Here is a 17,778-nt window from a genome sequence, read left to right as displayed (position 1 = left end):
TTGACTAACACCAAGCAGGAAGTGATGGAAGTGTTGACGGGCCCAGAGCGCCGGCGTCGCTGGACGGCGGAGCAGAAACTGTCGATGGTTCGCGAGAGTTTCGAACCGGGAAAATCGGTTTCAATGGTCGCGCGCCATTACGGCGTGAACCCGAACCAGCTATTCCACTGGCGCAAGCTGTACCAGGACGGTAGCCTGTCAGCGGTCAAGGCTGGCGAAGAAGTGGTTCCGGCATCGGAGTTGGCTGATGCGCTCAAGCAGATTCGCGAGCTGCAACGGATGCTCGGCAAAAAAACAATGGAGAACGAGATTCTCCGGGAAGCAGTTGAATACAGCCGAGCAAAAAAATGGATAGCGCACTCGCCCTTGCTGCCGGAGGACGGCCAGTGAAACTGGTCTGTGAAGTTCTCGGCGTGTCGCGCTCGAACGTATCGGCACGACTGTCGCGTCCGGCGACGTGGCGCGATGGCCGGCAATCAAGGCCGACCGACGACGAAACTGTAGTCGAGGAAATCCGCCGTGTCGTCGGCGATTTGCCCAGCTATGGCTACCGGCGGGTTTGGGGCACGTTGCGCAACGAGCGCGTTGCAGTTGGACTGGCGCCGTTCAATGCCAAGCGCATTTATCGCATCATGCGAACGCATGGGCTGCTGACGCAGCGCCGACCGATTGCGCCGCGAGCCCACCGTCGACATGATGGCAAAGTGGCCGTCGCGCGCAGCAATCAGCGATGGTGCTCGGACGGCTTCGAGTTCCGCTGCGACAACGGCGAGCCGCTGCGTGTGACGTTTGCGCTGGATTGCTGCGACCGAGAAGCGATGAGCTGGGCGGCGACGACAGCAGGCCACAGCGGCGACATTGTGCGCGACGTGATGCTGGCCGCAGTGGAAAATCGGTTCGGCAACGAGGTGCATACGCCGTCCGAAATCGAGTGGCTGAGCGACAATGGTTCGGGCTATACGGCTGACGATACGCGCCGGTTTGCGATGAACATCGGACTAAAGCCATTGACCACGCCCGTGTGCAGTCCGCAAAGTAACGGCATGGCCGAGAGCTTCGTGAAAACGATGAAGCGCGACTACGTCGCCTTCATGCCGAAGCCGGATGCTGCAACCGCTGCTCACAATCTGGCCATTGCATTTGAGCATTACAACGAGAAGCACCCCCATAGCGCGCTGAAATACCGCTCGCCTCGCGAGTTCCGGCGCTCGATGGATTCAGCAACCTTAGTGTGATGGTGTGTCCGGTTTTACAGGGTCAACTCCACGGAGATATCCGTCAGCCACTTTTCGTTGGGGGCGGTAGCGTGGAAATCGCGATTGATGATGTTATCTGGGGCAGGGCTAATTTCCCCGACATAAGAACGATATCGGCGCCGCTTGGGCCTCGCCGCGTAGAGGCCGCCTTGTTTCATGAGGCGACGCACGACTTTCTCCGATAGAAACACGCGTTGTCTGCTGAGCGCTGCCTGCACCCGACGATAGCCGTAGGATCGGTGATTGTCCTCGAAGATTTCCGCAACGGTACGACGAACTTCGGCATATTTGTCGGCAACCCGCATGGGCGACCGATGGTAGAAATAGGAGCTGCGCGCCAAGTCCAGCTGCTCAAGCAGCTCAGCCAAAACGTACTGCTCTCTCAGGGCGTCAACCAGCGTCGTCTTCTCCCGGTTGCTCAGGAGTTGCAGGTCGACGCCCAGGTCTTTTTTTAGGAGTTCATTCGCCTTCTTCAACAGGTCCTGTTCAAGCTGCAGATTGCGAATTTTGCGCTGGAGCGCTTCGACCTGCCGTTCCAGTTCGTCCCGATCTGTCTCTGCGGGCGAGCCTTTGTCGCGTTTCATGGATGCAGGAGCCTCTCGGCCGAGTAACTGGTTCTTCCAGTTGTACAGCGTCACCCTGTCGACGTCCAGCTTTCGGGCCACCGCCTCTGCACTTCCTTCCCGTGTGCACAGTTCGTACACCGCAGCCTGCTTGGACACCAATGAAGCAGTTGGTCGACCGGCCTTGCCAACCACGCATTTCCTGGTTTCCGGATAGCGCTCGCGAACCCACTCCGTTAGTATCTGGCGACAGGGATAGCCCAATGTCCTGAGGGTGAAGGCGAAGCAGCGCCCGTGGTTGACGTAATGCTCGAGTGCTACGTTCTTCTGTTCTTCTGAGTACTTCGGCTTTACGCGAACATACCCCCTCTGCAGATCGCCAATCTTCTCGAATTCGTTACACCACGCCTTGAGAGAATTCTTCGTCGGGTAACCCAACTGGCGAATGGTCGCTTTGCTGCGCTTCCCGAGTTTCAGGTACAGCTCGACCGCCCGAACGCGTTCTTGGTATGAATACATGGACTACCTTCAAAGTAGTCCAAGATTTTGTCCGCATCCCCGGTGGGTCAGTTTTACATCGGCGCTAACACATAGCTGCGTGCTGGATGGGACCCGAACAACGTGTTGCCACTCGCGACCCCACTCAGCGTAGTCCACTGAATGGGGAACGGGCTGACCATCCTATTAAAACCCGGCCGAAGCCGGGTGAGCTAATCAGCACCATTAATTTAATTGCTCCAGCGTCGGCGCGTCCGGCGAGTCGTTGCGGTAGTCGGCCAGCAAACGCGGCGAGACGTTCGCGAGTTTCAGGCGTCGCGGCACGACCAGCGGGGACACGCCGAAAACAGCGGCAATGTCTTCCACGGGACGACCTTCTTTAACCAATGCGGCGAAGGCGACGAACTGGTCGGCCGGGTGCATGGCCTCGCGCTGCACGTTCTCGGCAAGGCTTACGGTACGGGCCGACGCATCGGCGACGAGCAGGCCGGCACTTCGTGATCGGCGGGGATGCGCTTTTTCTTCGCCAGCAGTTTCAATGCGCTCAAGCGGCGATCGCCCGCGACGTCTTCGTATCGCTCACCGGCGCCGGCGATCACGATAAGGTTTTGCAGCAAGCCAACGCGCGAAAATACTCGCGGCAAGTTCGTCTATGGACACGCGCGGCGTCGTGCGTACGTTGCGCCTGGACCGGCGCGAGCGCAGCCGGGACAGCGGAACCAGCATCAGGTGCTGGGTTGGGGCGGCCGCTTCGAGCGGTGCGGCGGCGATGGCGGGCGCTTCGGCATCGTGTTGGGTTTCGGGAATCGCGTTCACGTGATATCACCAGGCAGCAACCGCAAGGCACGATTGAGGCAAATATCATTGTCGAACCCCTGCATAGTGCGCATGGCCCGGTGGGGCAGGTGTGGAGTTTGGTCGGCACGTCGAACGCTGCCTATCAGCACCACACGACGTGGCCATAATCGACGGTGCGGCGGTAGTGGTAGCGGCCATCCCAAGGCGTGAACGTGTATTCCATGTACGCGCAACTTAGGATGACGATCCAGTGATGCAGTGAGAGCGATGGCATATCGGCCTCCATCAAAAAGGGGTGGGATCCACCGCTACCGGATTCCAAGATTCGGAGCCCGCTTTTCGGGGTTTCGGTGCGGTCGGCACGAGGAGCCCGGATGGCCTGTTGCCGCCGTCTTTCCTGAGTTCATCGCCCGCGACGGTCAGGAGCGCGCGGCCCGCTGCCGTCAAGGAAACACGCGCAGGGTGGGTGCGGCCCGCAGGCGCAGCCGAGGACACGGCCCGGCGCGCCTTGATGGCAGCGGGCCGTGCGCTACAGTCGCGGACAAGGGGATGAACTCAGCAACTGTGATTTGAGTCAAGCACTGTGAAGCGTCATGTCGAATGGTTTTCCGGCTCGAGCGATGGCATTGAGAATGACCAACAGCTTGCGCGCACAGGCCGTCAAGGCGAGCTTCTTCGGCTTGCCAGCGGTGACCAGGCGTTGATAGAAGACCTTGATGACGGGGTTGTAGCGCGACGCGGTAAGAGCGGCCATATAGAGCACCTTGCGCACATCCCGACGGCCACCAAAGATAGATCGCCTGCCGCGCGTTGCACCTGAATCACGATTGATAGGTGCCACACCAATCAATGCGCTGACCTCGCGGCCGCTGAGTTTCCCCAGTTCCGGAACCTCGGCCAGAAGCGTGCTGATCGTGGCTTTCCCGACGCCTTTTACGCTGTCGAGCAATGCTGCCAGTTCGCTGTAATGCGCTTCGATGAAGGACTGCAGATCCTGGTCCACGCGACCGAGTTCACTGTTGAGCGTCTCGATCATGAAACTCACGCTTCGATGCATGCGCTTATCGGGGGCGGCAAGACGCTGCTGTTCGGCAGTGCGTATGTCGATCAGCTGTCGTCTGCGGGTTACGAGCGCCTGCAGCATCCGATGCGTTTCGTCGGTGAGCGGCTTCACTAGCTTGTGCAAATCGCTGCGCTGCAGAAGTGTTTGGCCCATGTGGGCCAGCACCTTGGCATCGAGTCGATCTGTTTTCGCCAGGTAGCCCATCGAGCGCGCGAAGTCGCGCGCCTGACGTGGATTGACCACAGCAACTGAATAGCCGGCCAGCTGCAACTCCGTCGCCACCACGATTTCGAGGCCGCCCGTCGCTTCCAGCACGATCAAACCGATCGATGCACCTTGCGACTGGAGATCGCGCAGGAGCATCACCAGAGACTGATGACCAACTGCGTCGTTAGCCGGCGCGAACGTCGTCTCCCGGTCGCTAAAGCCCACCTCCAGCATGGCCTTCGCCACGTCTACCCCAATGCACAGCGGCGTGCCGCTAGCTTGCTTTGACAGGCTCGTCATTACCCCTCCTTGTACATGCGAAGTGAAGCCTTCCTACAACTGTTCGGGCTAACAACAAGCGGCAAGGGGCGTACGCCAATAGCTGAGTTACGGGCTTGCGACGGTGATCGCCAGCTCTTGGAAAGAACGGGCTGTACGCCCCTGCCAAAACAACCGTGAACGAGGAACTCGGGGCTGACGTGATCGCTGCGGCATCCACGTCGACCGGGGGCCGGCCGCGGACAACTCTTGCGAGTTGCCCACCGCCTTTGAAGAAGACCTGCAAACCGTCAACCATGCCGAGCTCCCCTGGGTGTTTCGAACCATACAAGGAAAGATGGCTTGACGGCAGATGGCAGGACTGCATGCCGACCGCGCGCAAGCGAAGCGTGCAGGCCCGGATGGAAGAGCCCGGGCCGGAGGCGTCATATCAGCCGAACAGAGTGAGGGACGATAAAGACGTGTCTCGAGGTTTGCTCAGCGCCGTGGAGGACACGCCGAAAAACTTTGATTCTTCGGCGTAACCCGCTGCCGCGCGACGCGCGACACGCACCCCGTGCGATGGTTGGCATGTGAATTGCAGCCCAAAGACGTGCCGCCGCTCGCCGGGGCGCCCTCGTCAGGTGAATGGGAGTAATTACAAATGGCTGTCGTTTTCGCTTTCGCCTACAAGGGATTCCGAGTGCTCTGTACGGCACTTCCGAACACCGGGGGCGGTTTTCGCGCCACGGCGCGCATATCGTCCCTCACTCCCACCGTTTCGCAAAAAAATCTGCCAGTCACGGTGCAGGGTGGCCTGTACCGTGAGGCCTCCTGGTCGATTGAGGTGGCCTCCTCTCTGGCCAGAGCGTGGGTCGATGGGCACCAGAGTTAAAGACCGAAGACGCGGCACATGGTGCGTTACCATATCCGGCTCGCGGCACCGGGCATGCGCGTGCAGAACGAGTCGAGGTGGCCGCGACGTTGTCTGGCCGTTGTCCTTTTTCGCGCCTCGCTTCATCAAGCCTGCGGTGCAGGGCAGTGTGCAACCGGCCCGGGGCTTGCGGTACGGCTAGCCCCGCTTGGCCCACCGTTTTTGGGCTGCCCGGCGAGCCAGGGCGCTGCGCTCTGCTGGCGACATGCCCGCCATTCGCGCTAGGCCCCCCGCACGGGAGATCTGTGCGCGCTGTTGCGGGCGAAGCGCCTTCGCCCGAGCGTTTCCGCCCAAACTCGAGCGTTCCGTCATCGTTCCTCCGAATGTCCCGCTGGCTCACTCATACCGGCGCTTCGGTGTTCTGGCCGACCGTCGCGCCTCAGTCGAGCCTGAGTTGAGCCTCAGTCGCACGCTATGTCACGCCGACACTGCTTTTGTGTGCCGGCGTAACGGTTCGAGGGCACGCCGGGCCGAGTGCGATGGTGATTTACCAAAGCGCCTCCTGATGTTGATCGATCCAGTCACGCGCGAGCGACGCCGCCGACCCAAGCGCCACCTGCTCCTTCTGTCGGATCGTATCGCCCGCGTGGCCCATCTGCTGCTCCTGGAATAAACCCGGCGCGGGCCGCTGGATTTTCGCGGCCCCGCGAAACCTGCCGTGCATTGTCGGCGTAGCCGTGCAGAAAACCCGATAGCCCTTGTAGGGAAAAGTCAGAACCGAAGCCATAGTCGTCACTTTTCGCGGACTTCATGTCGGCGGCCTGTCCTCCCATGGTGGCGATCCGCACGACGCCGCTATTCACCGATGTTGGAAAAACGGCGCACAGCCTGCGCCGCCCTGAACCGGTTCCTATCACGGAACGGAGTCGCGCCCCGGGGCTACCCCGGAGCCGGCTGGGGCCCGGCTCTCGTACCTCGTAGGGAAGATGCTCGGGATTCTCACCTGACAGGCGGCGGCCGCACCCGCGCGCGTGAAGCGGAACACGGCGGTGTCAGTTGACGCGTCGCCAGGCATCATCAATGGCGCCGAGAACCGGCGGTACGAATTCATGCCCGTCAAACGACACGGGCCGATCGTCTTTCGGATAGCCGAGTACTGCTGGCGCACGCAACATACTGAGGATCCTTGGACTATGTGCTCCGCTCGCCGCGAGCTCTGCGAGAACTTCCGACTCAATCTGATGCAGCAGCGCCCAGGTCAATACTCCGGCCGTGCGGCGACGCGACACGACCGCCGGTACCGTTTCCTTCACGGCCGCAACAGCGGCAAACAGCAGATCCATGCACTCTCCTTCCCGTAGGTAAATAATGCATCGTTGAAATAGGGCTCCCGCTCCACGGGTGCCCGCGCCCACCTGTGCCGCAAAGCGGGAATCAGGACCCTCGATCATCCGGATTCACGCTGGGAGGCCGGTTTGCAAAACCACGCCTGACGGTAGACTTCGCTATGCCGCCGGCGGACCTCCACTTCTTCGTCGCCGGCAAGAATCAGCCCGCCGCCGTTGAACCGAACCACACGGAAGTTGTGCAGTGGGGGTAACAGCGCTGCGCCCGAAGCCCGTCCACACGCCGTGAGCGTCACTGCCTGCACGCGTAGTGGCGTACCGGCGCGATAGCCGCCAGCGTAGGACCAGCTGCACAGGTACCCGCGCACGGGCGGGCTGACAAGAAAATCCGCCTCGGAGAGTTTTTCGCCGGCGCGGCGAAGCCTGAACACGTCGACAAGCATGGCGCAAAATACTGTTTATTTGTACAGTATTATAGGTAAGCAACGATGAGGTTCACAACCGGTGCTCCGACGTGGCCGACCGCGCTGGCGCTTCTCCCACATTCGCAGCAGTATCGGATGCCCACCGTCAACGTAATCGAGAACCCGTACGCCAGTCTTACCCGCATGCTCTCGGTGAAGTCGGCCGGCGTACTGCTGCAGGATGCCTTTCCATGCGATCGGCATCGCCAGCACCAACGTATCCAGCGCTCGATGATCAAAACCTTCCCCGACTAGTCTGCCAGTCGTGAGCACGACGCGGGGCGCGTCACTGGCCAGCGCATCAAGGGCAGCCAGTTGCGCCGCACGCGCTTTTCTGCCGAGCCGACCGTGTAGCCTGAACAGCGACTTTACGGCACCTTTCAGCATGCGAGCTTTCGAGATGATCTGTCTCCTCGGTGAGCACAAGCACATGGCGTCCCTGCGTAGAAGCGGATACGCTACGGGCGAGATGCGAAAACGAAAGGTTGAGAAGAACTGGTTCTCCGCAGGACATTTCTCCTTAAAAATTTGCCTCTCGTGCAACATAAGACGAGCGAGCGAAAGACAAAAATCGACGACGGTGCATCAACTGCTACCCCGAGGGGCCAACAAGTCCCTTGGCGAGTTCGAGCGCCTGCCGCTCGAACAGCTTGCGGTAGACGCTGCCGTCGCGCCGGATCAACTCGTGGTGCTTGCCCTGCTCCACAATCCGGCCCCTGTCCAGCACGATCAGCCGGTCGAGCGCGCGCACCGTCGATAGCCGGTGCGCGACGACGATCGTCGTTCGGCCGATCATCAGTCGCGCCATGGCCTGCTGGATCGCCGCCTCGCTTTCGCTATCAAGGCTGGACGTTGCTTCATCAAGAATGAGTACAGGTGCATTGGCGAGGAAGGCGCGCGCGATCGCGACGCGCTGGCGCTCGCCACCCGACAGCTTGAGCCCGCGCTCGCCCACGAGCGTGTCGTAGCCATGGGGCAGCGCGGCGATAAACTCGTGCGCGCTGGCCAGCCGCGCGGCGTGCTCGATGTCGGCGCGTCCGGCGTCGGGCCGCGCGTAGGCAATGTTCTCGGCGAGCGTGCGGTGAAACAGCAACGGCTCTTGCTGGACAATCGCGATCTGACTGCGCAGCGACGCCTGCGTGGCCTGCGCGATGTCCTGGCCGTCGATCAGGATGCGTCCGCCCGCCACGTCGTATAGCCGCTGGACCAACTTGATGAACGTCGTCTTACCGGACCCGGAATACCCCACCAGTCCGATCCGTTCGCCAGCGGCGATCTCCAGCGAGAAGTCCTGGTAGAGGCGCTGCGTGCCGCGATAGCCGAAGGTGACGTGCTCAAACCGGATCTCGCCCCGGCAGATACGGATGGGCCGCGCGCACGGCTTGTTCTCGATGCCAAGCGGCTGGCGTTCAAGCGCCACGAGCTCCTCCATGTCGTTGATGGCGCGCTGTAGATTGCGGATGTGCATCCCCATGTCGCGCAGATAGCCCTGCATCACCAGGAACGTTGTCAGCGCGAAGGCGATGTCACCGACGTTCGCGTGCCTGGCTCGCCAGAGCCACAACGCCACGCCGAGCATCGTCGCCTGCATCGCGACAAGCATCAGGCTCTGCACGCTGGCACTGAGTATGCTGCGCCCCCAGGCGCGCCGCAGCCGCGCGCGCCACTTCGAGATGACGCGCCCAAGCCGCGCCTCCTCCCGGGTTTCGGCTCCGAAGGCCTTAACGACAGGATTGCAGGTGATCGCGTCGGCGAGCGCACCGCCCAGGCGCGTGTCCCAATGGTTGCCCAGGCGCGCGGCCGGCGCGACGCAGTGCAGCGACATGATGGCCGTCACCACGATATAAATGATCGAGCCCACACCTACGATCTCGCCCATCACCGGCCAATGCACGCCGAGCAGCAGCGTCGTGCCCACAAGCATCGCAAAGGATGGCCAGAGCGCCATCAGCAGCGTGTCGTTTAACAGGTCGAGCCCCCACAGGCCGCGCGTGATCTTGCGCACGGTCGAGCCGGCAAAGCTGTTTGTGTGCCAGTCCGTCGAGAAGCGTTGCAAGCGACGAAACGCGTCGCCCGCGATGTCGCTCATCATCTTCAGCGTGAGGTGAATGATCTGGGCGAGCATCGTTTGCCGCAGCACGGTGCTGGCAAGGCCCAAACCAGTCAACGCGCAGAACGCGCGCAGCGCGTCGCGCCAGGGGGCGCCATCGCCCGCAGCGTCGTGTGCCAGCGCGTTGATCAGGCGGCCCGCGAAAAACGGCGCGAGCACGTCGCCGAGCGCGACGGCGAGCGCACAGGTGAAGACCGCAGCGAGACGCCACGGCTGAGCACGCCAGCGCCGGAAGGTGAAAGCGAGTGCGTCGAGGAACGGCCGCTCGCCAGCGTGGGTCGGTGTCTGGGTCATGTCATGAAGCTCCGGCCGCCCGTTGCGCAGAGGCATCGGACGGATGGGGACATAAGTACGCAATCCGTTGCCCGAAGCAGGAGCGGCACGGGAAAGAACACAACGGGAATCTCGCGATTACCTCGTACAGGCGCTCCGTCGTCGATACTCCACCGCCCCATGGGCAGGCGTGTCGGTGCTCACGCGCCGGTATGCGGCGAGCCGACCGAGCCGGCTTCCCTCAGGGCGGGGTCGAGTCCTGTTCATGGCGGTGCTGCCGCTACGCTTGCGCACGGGCCCTCATTTTTTTGCTGATCGCGCTCCTACACAAGTGCATGGCGAAATGCACGAAAGGTTTCGAGTCATCCCGTTTCGGCGGCTGGACGGACTGACGACCCCACTTGCCGCCCCCGCACGTCAGCGGGGCCTACGGCTCCTGAGGCACGCCAGGCGTGAGATGAGCGTTTCCTTGAAATCCGCGAAGCAGGGCGGAGGGGTCACTTCGGGGCAAGCACACATCGGACGCGAGAACGAAGACGCAATCGTGAAGCATTCCGCCTTGCTGGATCTCTCTGCTGACGCGACGCGCATTCTGACGACAATGCGGGCCGCGGTCGGTCTTATCAAAGAAGGCGTTTATCGGACAGAAACATGACGGACAGGGAGGAAATTTTTGTTACCAAGCCGGGACGTTTGGGCACCTACTGACGTTGCGCGGAGACCAACGGGCATCAGGCTGTCGAGCCCGCGCGCCGGGCTCGACCAACGGGTACGCTCCAGTTCAGTGTCGGCTTCGGACCATGCTGTCTCTTGCCTGTTGCGCGCGCGCCGCGCCGATGGCGGACTCGACCTGCTTTCTCTCTTCGGGCGGGGGCAGCACGGCCGGATAGCCGAGCGTCTCGATCCAAAGCTCCCGCGCCCAACCCATCGTGTGGTACAGATGATGAGCCTCCTGGGTCTGCACGGCAGACACGGCCTCTTGCAGCACCTTGCCGAGTTCGCCCCCCGTTTTCTCCGCCCCGGTTGCGAGCAGTTCCCAGTTTTGGTGGTCCTTGGTTTCCGCCAGCACGACGCATTCGGCAGCGGTAATTTGCGCAAGCGCTTCGTCGCCGGCCTGACGTGCCATTTCTATCGCCTTGACGAGCGACGCGCCATGATGTGCGACAACCTCACGCCCGGGCGTGCGGGTATCGGGATTGAGTCCGAATGCGGAGAACACCTCGCGTAACATCTCCTGATGGTTTTTCGTCTGCTCCAGGTATTCGTTCCATTCTTTCTCGAGATCTGTATTTTTTACACACGCTAACGCTGCCGTGTAGACCTGCTCCCCGCCGAGTTCGGTCTCGTAGGCCTGAAACAACAACTCTTGAAGGCCGGGGTCATTGGATTGCATTTTGCGGGTCGTCATACCTATCTCCTGCCAGTGGTGGGGGACTGCCTCGGATAAGAGCGTATGCAATTACTGTGCCGTCACTAATGGCCCGCCATTTGCTGAATCGGGTAAACCGGGGAGAAGACAGAATGCACACGCCCCGAGAGGCGCCCACGGAGAGCAACCGTCCAACGCCAGCGAGCGCCCTGCCGCGCTATTCTTTTGTCGCCGTGACGCTGACGCTCCGGATACGGTTGAAATACGGGCCTGCGCGCGCGGACGCGCTGAACGGGGCGCTGACGCTGACCAGCGGCATGAGCGACCTGCCCCAGGCGGGTGTCTTCTATGCCGTCTTTGGGACGTGTACCGCACTGTGGGGGCCTTTGCCTCACCTCGATAAATCCGATCAAAGCACGCTATCGGAGCGCGGTTATTAACGGGGCGACGGCAGCGCGCGGTAGGGTGAATGGGGAGGTTTCTTACGTCGCGTGAGGAGACTGGCGGAAAAAGGACGATCTGGCGCGCTGTCGCTATCGAGGGGATGTATCGTGAGCGCACTGATGGCGCTTTGGGTCGCAGAATCGCTAGACGCAGTGGCTGCCCAGGGTCAGCGAAAGAAGGGGCCCGTCCCATGAGCCGCTGCATTCCAGTTCACCATATTTGCGGGAGCCGCGGGTGAGAGAGCGCGCCACTGTCGTATGCCGACGAGGTCCAAGGGTGCTTCTTGTCGCTCGTGATGGCCGCCGTTGGTCGCTTCCTGGCGGTGCATTGAAACGCCAGGAAGCAGCGTCCTCTGCCGCTCGACGTGAACTGTATGAGCAAACCACGATCAATGCGCCCGCAGTCTCCTATTTATTCGCATTCGGCGGGCTTAACAAGCGGCATCACGTTTTTGAAATCACGGTCGACCGCTTCACCAAGCCAAAACCGAGCAACGAGATACGGTGCTGCGGGTGGTTTCACTGGCGGAGCGTGAAACGTCTCAACACAAGTCTGCCGTCAAGATACATCGTGGAGTTAGCGTTCGGTCAGTGTAGCGGCGGGCCAATGAGGGGCCGCTGAGCGGCGGCGTCAGCATTGTTGAATCCGTCGTTTCGTTGCGACGGTCTGACCGCTTCTTCCTCGTCGCCCTCCTGTAGCAGGTACTCGAGCCGCGACAAGCGCCCGGCTAGGTTGTCGAACCTCCTGGGCTTTGCGTCTCGCTCTGCTGCAGGTTCCACAATCCAAGGGACTGACGCAAATTCCTTCCCCGCTAGTTCGATTACCGCCGGCTATCTCTGCGCGCCGCAGGATGCTCAGCGAAGATTTGCCGCGCGCTGCGGCGAAGCGCTATTTACAGATAGGTGTATTTTTTCCAACAAACACCTTTCTTCGTCTCCACATGGGCAGTGAAAGTGCCATGGCACGGCAATTGCAGCTGGAGTGTGACACTCGGTCCACCTACGAGGAGACCTCATGGAAAGCTTGACGAACTTGCTGGATGCGAAAGGCACGCCGCTCGGCAGGCAGAAATTCACCTGGAAGGAAATGGTCGGCAGGCCGATCAGCAAGCTGGACGACGACGCGTTCACCCGCGTGCGCGTCATTCTGATGAACGGCGTGGAAAGCGACGCCCTTCGTCTGAAGCATATTCTCTCGCGCATGTGCGGTGAACTCAGACTGCCCCTGGCGCAGGTCCGGCGCGTTGAGCAACATCAGGCGACGATGGTCAACTGGATGCTATCTGCCGACCACTCGCCGATCGAGACCACGATCGCCTACGAGCAAGTGGCTGTGGAAGTGACCGCAGCGATTGCGCAGGCGGAGCCCGACCCGTATCAGGCGCAGACGTATCGCTTCGGCTTGCTGGAGGACTTCGATCACCTCTATCGCTATTCGGCATTGCTCGATCGTGTTGAAGGCAAAGACGCCAACAATATTCTGCAAGGGTATACCGATATCGTTCCCGGACGGCCGACGCGCGTCGAGCATCGCGCGCCGGAAGATGATATCCGAACGCCCTACGGCCGGAAGCAGGCCGCGCTGATTACCAAGATCCATGCCGCAATGCTCACGGGGGCCGAATATCAGACGCATGACTACTACATGAACATCGGCCCGACCTTTGCCGACCCGGTGGCGCGCGCGCTTTACGCCGAAATAGCTTCCATCGAAGAGCAGCACGTGACGCAATACGGCTGCCTGTCGGACCCGGACGAATCGCCGCTCGAAAAATGGCTGGTCCACGAGGCGATGGAGGCTTACACGTATTACAGCTGCGTCGCACAGGAACCGAATCCTCGCATCAAGGCGATTTGGGAGCGATTTCTGGATTACGAACTGGGCCATCTGAACCTCGTGTGCGAGTTGTTCAAGCAACATGAGCGGCGCGACCCGGCGGAAGTGCTGGCAGGGCCACTGCCGAAACCTATCGACATGCGCAGTCAGCGCGATTTCGTGCGAAGCGTGCTGCACAAGGAGGTGCAGATGGGGGCGAAGGGAACGGAGTATGTGCAATCCACGGACGCTTCGGACGCCTCAAATGCCTATCGCGATGGGCTGAACGCCGAGGGGTCCCCCACCGACACCGTCGCGACCGGTTACCAATGGAAGCCCGGCACCGAACTCAACACGAAGGCGCTGTGAGACGGATGGCCGGTCTACGGTCCCGTCTCTGGTCTCGCGTCCGATCCCAGCAGGAATATTACTCGCGCGGGCCGCATTACATCGCCGCGAAATCATCCGAGGACACCACCATGAGTCTTCTGCAAAAAGAGAGCGTCAATCGAACCGGCATTCTCTTCAATCCCATCGACGGCCGAAAACTTCGCGATTTCGCCGAAGAACAACCGGCGGATCCGAATGCGCCGCCTACCTCCATTGCCACGATGCGTGCGGCATGCGCCGCCGAAGCCGACCCCATCGGCTCCATACCTGTCGATGGCATGGCAGATATGGCGGCCGCCGGAACGTCGTCCGACGTGGTTGCAACCCCGGTTTCGCCGATGTTCCTGGACCGACTCGGGGAGCGGCTTGCCTTCGAGCGTAGCGGCGTGAGGCTTTACGAAGCGCTGATCAGCAAGGTGGAAAGCTACGGCGAGGGCGACGGAAAAATGAAGGCGCGACTCGAACACTTCCGCGCTGAAGAGGCAGAGCATTTTGCGCTGCTCTGCGATTGCATCGTCGAGCTTGGCGCGGATCCCACGGCGCAGACCCCGGCGGCAGATGTTTGCGGTGTGACGAGCATGGGATTTGTGCAGGTGATGTGCGATCCGCGCACCGACGTGTCGCAGGCGCTGACGGCGCTCCTCGCGGTGGAGGCGACAGATCAGTGCGGCTGGGAGTTACTGATCGCGATGGCGCAGGCGGAGGGGCTGTCGGAAATGGTGGACGCCTTCGGTGACGCCCTGAAGCAAGAGAACGAGCATCTGACGAGCGTCAAGCAATGGCTGTCGGATATCGCGACGGGCGGGGCGTGAGCCTGCGGTACATGCCGTGGGATGCTTTGCCAAACCGAACGCCAACGTAAATGGAGAGTTACATGAACGAATCGATAGACCATCTGGTCGACTGGCTGCAAGACGCTTACGCGATGGAAAAGCATGCTGAAACCATGCTTAGGACACAGGCGTCGCGACTTAACAATTACCCCGAGCTGAAGACGCGAATTGAGCAGCATATCGACGAGACGATCGGGCAACAGAAAGCGCTCGAAACGTGCCTGGAAGGACTGGACAGCGGCCCTTCCGCGATGAAGGATCTTGCTGCCCGGATGGGCGCATTCGCACAAGCGTTGGGCGGTGGCCTCGCGTCGGACGAAGTGGTCAAGGGCGCGATGGCGGGCTTCGTCTTCGAGAATATCGAAATTGCCGCATACACGACGCTGATCGCGGCCGCCCGAGAGTGTGGGCGCGACGACATACGCCAGACTTGTGAAGCGATCCTTCCGCAGGAGATCGAAATGGCGCGGTGGCTGCTCGCTCATCTTCCGCAGGTCACGGAGACCTTTCTGGCTCGCGAGGCGGTCGACGACGATGCAGCCAAACGTTAAGTGAGAACGGGCACAGGATATCTTCGGTCCCAGGGGGGAATCACCAGCCGCACCCGGTTCCCTCTTCGCCGCAGCTTGTCTGCGTGGGCGGCGACAATTATCTTGGCCGGTCGTTGACGATTGTTTTGGCCGGTGGTGAGGCGTTGGAGGCGGCGTAGCCGCCGGAGACGACGAGCCACCGGCGACGCCGGGTCGACGGGGCTTAGGATGAACTGACCGAAGCTTGAGGAAGCGGTCAGCTCATGTCTGGAACCCGCATTACCGACCAACAGGTTCGTCTCTACATGAACAAGCGCAAACACCACCCGCAGGAAGTCGCGGCCGCCAAGACCGGCATCAGCGTGCGTACGGCACGCCGTATCGAACGTGACGCCACTTTGCCATCCCAGAAGCCGCGGCATTCCTGGCGGACCCGTCCCGATCCGTTTGTCGACGTCTGGGACCGCGAAGTCGTGCCGCTGCTGCGTAACTCGCCCCACCTGATGGGCATCACGGTCTTACGCAAGCTGCAAGATGATCACCCGGATCGTTATCCCGATAGTATGCGGCGCACGCTGGAGCGGCGTATTCGCCAGTGGCGCGCTCTCGAGGGCCCCACTCAAGAGGTGTTCTTCCCGCAGGAGCATCAGCCCGGTGTGCGCGGACTGTCGGACTTCACTGATATGAGCAAGCTGTGCGTGACGATCGGTGGCGCCCCGTTCGGTCACCGGCTGTATCACTTCGTGCTGGCGTTCTCGCGCTGGGAGTACGCGAACGTGGTTGAGGGGGGCGAGAGTTTCGAAGCCCTCGCGGCCGGATTGCAGAACGCGCTATGGCAGGCGGGCGGCTGTCCCCGTGAACATCGATCTGACAGCCTGTCGGCCGCCTTCAAGAACCTGACGGAGCAGGAGGACTTCACGGCGCGTTACGCAGCGCTGCTCGACCATTACGGCATGAATGGCACGCGCAACAATCGCGGCCTGGGCCATGAGAACGGCAGCGTGGAATCCTCGCATCGGTATCTGAAGGAAGCGCTCGAGCAGGCATTGATGCTTCGCGGCCATCGTGACTTCGCTGACCGGCCTGCCTACGATGAGTTCGTACGCGAGGTGGTGATGCGTCGAAACCGGCGCAACGCCGCAGCGTTTCGCATCGAGCGCGCACAGCTGCAGGATCTGCCTGAACGTCGTACCACTGACTTCGTCGAGGAAGAGGCACGCGTGACCCGCTGCAGCACGTTCACCGTGCGCGGGATCCTCTACAGTGCGCCGTCGCGCCTGATCGGCCACCGCTTGAAGGTGCGGGTCTACGGTGACCGGCTCGACTGCTACCTGTCCGGCGCACTGGTGCATAGCACCCCGCGAGGCTCCCGTGCCGCCGACAACCGCCACGCGCTTGATTACCGACACTTCATCGACTCGCTGCGACGCAAGCCACAAGCGTTCAAAGGGCTCGCGTTTCGTGACGCACTGTTTCCTCGCGAGGCCTACCGCCGGACCTGGGAGCGGCTGGAGGCGCAACTGACGCAACGGCAGGCCTGCAAGACCATGGTGGGTCTGCTTGAACTCGCGGGCCACCACGGCGTTGAGGCGTTATTGGCCGAACGGCTTGATGCGTTGCTCGCAGCAGGCGAGCTGCCCGATCTAAAGCAGTTGTGCAATGAATTCGCGCCGCGTCAGGCCCTATGTCCCGAGGTGGTGGTCGAGATGCCGCCCGTTGCGCTCTATGACGAGCTTCTCGACAAGGTGGCAGCATGAACGCCCCTGCCCACGACAACGGCCGTCTGGCCCTGATGTTGAACGAGTTACGCCTGCCGACGATCGGCAGGCTATGGCCCGAGTTCGTTGAGCGCTCTGACAAGGAAGGCTGGCCCGCTACGCGATTGCTTGGGGCGCTGCTTGAGCACGAACTGGCCGAACGCGCCAAACGACGCATTGAGCGGCACCGTACCGAGTCGCATCTGGACCCGACGAAGACGCTTGCTACCTTCGACTTCGGCATGGTGCCGATGGTCTCGAAGGCGCATGTTACGGCGCTGGCCACCGGAGAATCCTGGCTGGAGAAAGGCGCCACAATTCTCCTGTTCGGCCCGCCGGGCGGCGGCAAGAGTCATTTGGGCTCAGCCCTCGGTCATGCGTTGATCGACGCCGGTTATCGCGTGCTGTTCACGCGCACCGCTGAACTTGTCCAGAAGCTCCAGGCCGCGCGCCAAAGCCTGCAACTGCCGTCCGCGCTCGCGAAGCTCGATCGCTTCGATCTCATCATCCTGGATGACCTGTCATACGCTCGCAAGGACCAGGCCGAAACCAGCGTGCTGTTCGAGCTGATCGCCGAGAGATATGAGCGCAAAAGCCTGCTGATTACGGCCAACCAGCCCTTCTCTGGATGGAACGATGTCTTCCCTGATCCGGGCATGACGATCGCCGCTATCGACCGGCTCGTCCATCACTCGACGATCTTCGAGCTCAACGTCGAAAGCTATCGCCGTCGTAAGGCCAGCGACAAACAAAGCGCCCGCCGGCGTCAATTACCTAACGACAATTGCGAAGGAGGAACGACAACTATGGCCTCTTAACCAGCGACAACTACACCCGTTGACCGGCCAAGATAGTTGTCGCTGACCGGCCATGCTGCTTGACGCTTATATGAACGCCGCCCGGCTTGCAAGGTAATATCGTTGTGACATT

Annotated in this window: 15 protein-coding genes and 3 pseudogenes; 8 read left to right on the top strand and 10 right to left on the bottom strand. The window is 61.4% G+C overall.

What is annotated here, in order from left to right; all coding sequences use genetic code 11:
• Nucleotides 1-24 precede the first annotated feature (24 nt).
• Nucleotides 25-1,235 (top strand): IS3 family transposase gene (locus MB84_RS26965; protein ID WP_157122856.1). Its coding sequence is split into 2 segments (ribosomal slippage): nt 25-340 and nt 340-1,235, totalling 1,212 coding nucleotides; the frame shifts between segments, so codons are not numbered across the junction.
• A gap of 32 nt (nt 1,236-1,267) precedes the next feature.
• Here MB84_RS26965 and MB84_RS26960 read toward each other — a convergent pair.
• The 9 genes and pseudogenes from MB84_RS26960 to MB84_RS26925 form a co-directional block, all read right to left on the bottom strand.
• Nucleotides 1,268-2,338: pseudogene (locus MB84_RS26960) on the bottom strand (IS3 family transposase); the annotation flags it as partial.
• A 210-nt stretch (nt 2,339-2,548) separates the two neighbouring features.
• Nucleotides 2,549-3,133 (bottom strand): annotated as a pseudogene (locus MB84_RS29565) (ParB/RepB/Spo0J family partition protein); the annotation flags it as partial.
• A 124-nt stretch (nt 3,134-3,257) separates the two neighbouring features.
• A complete protein-coding gene (locus MB84_RS31535) occupies nt 3,258-3,389 on the bottom strand; it encodes a hypothetical protein (protein WP_281192331.1) in 132 nt (43 codons plus the stop codon).
• Between the two features lie 300 nt (nt 3,390-3,689).
• Nucleotides 3,690-4,685 carry an IS110 family RNA-guided transposase gene (locus MB84_RS26950; protein WP_052653755.1) on the bottom strand — a complete coding sequence of 332 codons (996 nt, stop codon included), beginning with the start codon at nt 4,683-4,685 and terminating at the stop codon, nt 3,690-3,692.
• 1,379 nt (nt 4,686-6,064) lie between these two features.
• The gene (locus tag MB84_RS26945) at nt 6,065-6,304 is read right to left on the bottom strand and encodes a hypothetical protein (RefSeq protein WP_052654041.1); all 240 of its coding nucleotides are present in this window, start codon (nt 6,302-6,304) and stop codon (nt 6,065-6,067) included.
• Between the two features lie 265 nt (nt 6,305-6,569).
• On the bottom strand, nt 6,570-6,860 hold the full coding sequence (locus MB84_RS26940) for a DUF2471 family protein (protein WP_052654038.1): 291 nt from the start codon (nt 6,858-6,860) through the stop codon (nt 6,570-6,572).
• A 104-nt stretch (nt 6,861-6,964) separates the two neighbouring features.
• A complete protein-coding gene (locus MB84_RS26935; protein ID WP_052654036.1) occupies nt 6,965-7,306 on the bottom strand; it encodes a hypothetical protein in 342 nt (113 codons plus the stop codon).
• Between the two features lie 15 nt (nt 7,307-7,321).
• Nucleotides 7,322-7,769: pseudogene (locus MB84_RS31315) on the bottom strand (hypothetical protein); the annotation flags it as partial.
• A 150-nt stretch (nt 7,770-7,919) separates the two neighbouring features.
• Nucleotides 7,920-9,731 (bottom strand): ABC transporter ATP-binding protein, encoded by a 1,812-nt coding sequence (locus MB84_RS26925; protein WP_052654033.1) that lies wholly within the window; start codon nt 9,729-9,731, stop codon nt 7,920-7,922.
• A 436-nt stretch (nt 9,732-10,167) separates the two neighbouring features.
• Here MB84_RS26925 and MB84_RS30330 point away from each other — a divergent pair, with 436 nt between their 5' ends.
• Nucleotides 10,168-10,365 carry a hypothetical protein gene (locus MB84_RS30330; RefSeq protein ID WP_157123073.1) on the top strand — a complete coding sequence of 66 codons (198 nt, stop codon included), beginning with the start codon at nt 10,168-10,170 and terminating at the stop codon, nt 10,363-10,365.
• A 126-nt stretch (nt 10,366-10,491) separates the two neighbouring features.
• On the opposite strand, the gene MB84_RS26915 is transcribed toward MB84_RS30330, so the two are convergent.
• Complete coding sequence (locus MB84_RS26915; protein ID WP_052654027.1) at nt 10,492-11,118, bottom strand: hypothetical protein; 627 nt, start codon at nt 11,116-11,118, stop codon at nt 10,492-10,494.
• Nucleotides 11,119-11,757: 639 nt separating this feature from the next.
• Between MB84_RS26915 and MB84_RS29555 the strand changes: the two genes are divergently transcribed.
• The 6 genes from MB84_RS29555 (at nt 11,758) to istB (ending at nt 17,666) form a co-directional block, all read left to right on the top strand.
• On the top strand, nt 11,758-12,144 hold the full coding sequence (locus MB84_RS29555) for an NUDIX hydrolase (protein ID WP_084010143.1): 387 nt from the start codon (nt 11,758-11,760) through the stop codon (nt 12,142-12,144).
• Nucleotides 12,145-12,537: 393 nt separating this feature from the next.
• On the top strand, nt 12,538-13,707 hold the full coding sequence (locus MB84_RS26900) for a hypothetical protein (protein WP_052654018.1): 1,170 nt from the start codon (nt 12,538-12,540) through the stop codon (nt 13,705-13,707).
• 5 nt (nt 13,708-13,712) lie between these two features.
• Nucleotides 13,713-14,540, top strand: coding sequence for a DUF892 family protein (locus tag MB84_RS26895; protein ID WP_169835091.1), 828 nt, complete (start codon nt 13,713-13,715; stop codon nt 14,538-14,540).
• A gap of 62 nt (nt 14,541-14,602) precedes the next feature.
• Nucleotides 14,603-15,112 carry a ferritin-like domain-containing protein gene (locus MB84_RS26890; protein WP_052654613.1) on the top strand — a complete coding sequence of 170 codons (510 nt, stop codon included), beginning with the start codon at nt 14,603-14,605 and terminating at the stop codon, nt 15,110-15,112.
• 242 nt (nt 15,113-15,354) lie between these two features.
• The gene (gene istA, locus MB84_RS26885) at nt 15,355-16,848 is read left to right on the top strand and encodes an IS21 family transposase (protein ID WP_044458677.1); all 1,494 of its coding nucleotides are present in this window, start codon (nt 15,355-15,357) and stop codon (nt 16,846-16,848) included.
• Entirely contained in the window at nt 16,845-17,666 is an 822-nt protein-coding gene (gene istB / locus MB84_RS26880) for an IS21-like element helper ATPase IstB (protein WP_044453167.1), read from the top strand. The genes istA and istB overlap by 4 nt, the downstream gene beginning before the upstream one ends.
• Nucleotides 17,667-17,778: the final 112 nt, after the last annotated feature.

Source organism: Pandoraea oxalativorans (genome assembly GCF_000972785.3).
Taxonomy (GTDB): domain Bacteria; phylum Pseudomonadota; class Gammaproteobacteria; order Burkholderiales; family Burkholderiaceae; genus Pandoraea; species Pandoraea oxalativorans.
Note: the sequence above shows the minus strand (reverse complement) of the source record. Positions and strands in the feature narration are given on the sequence as shown.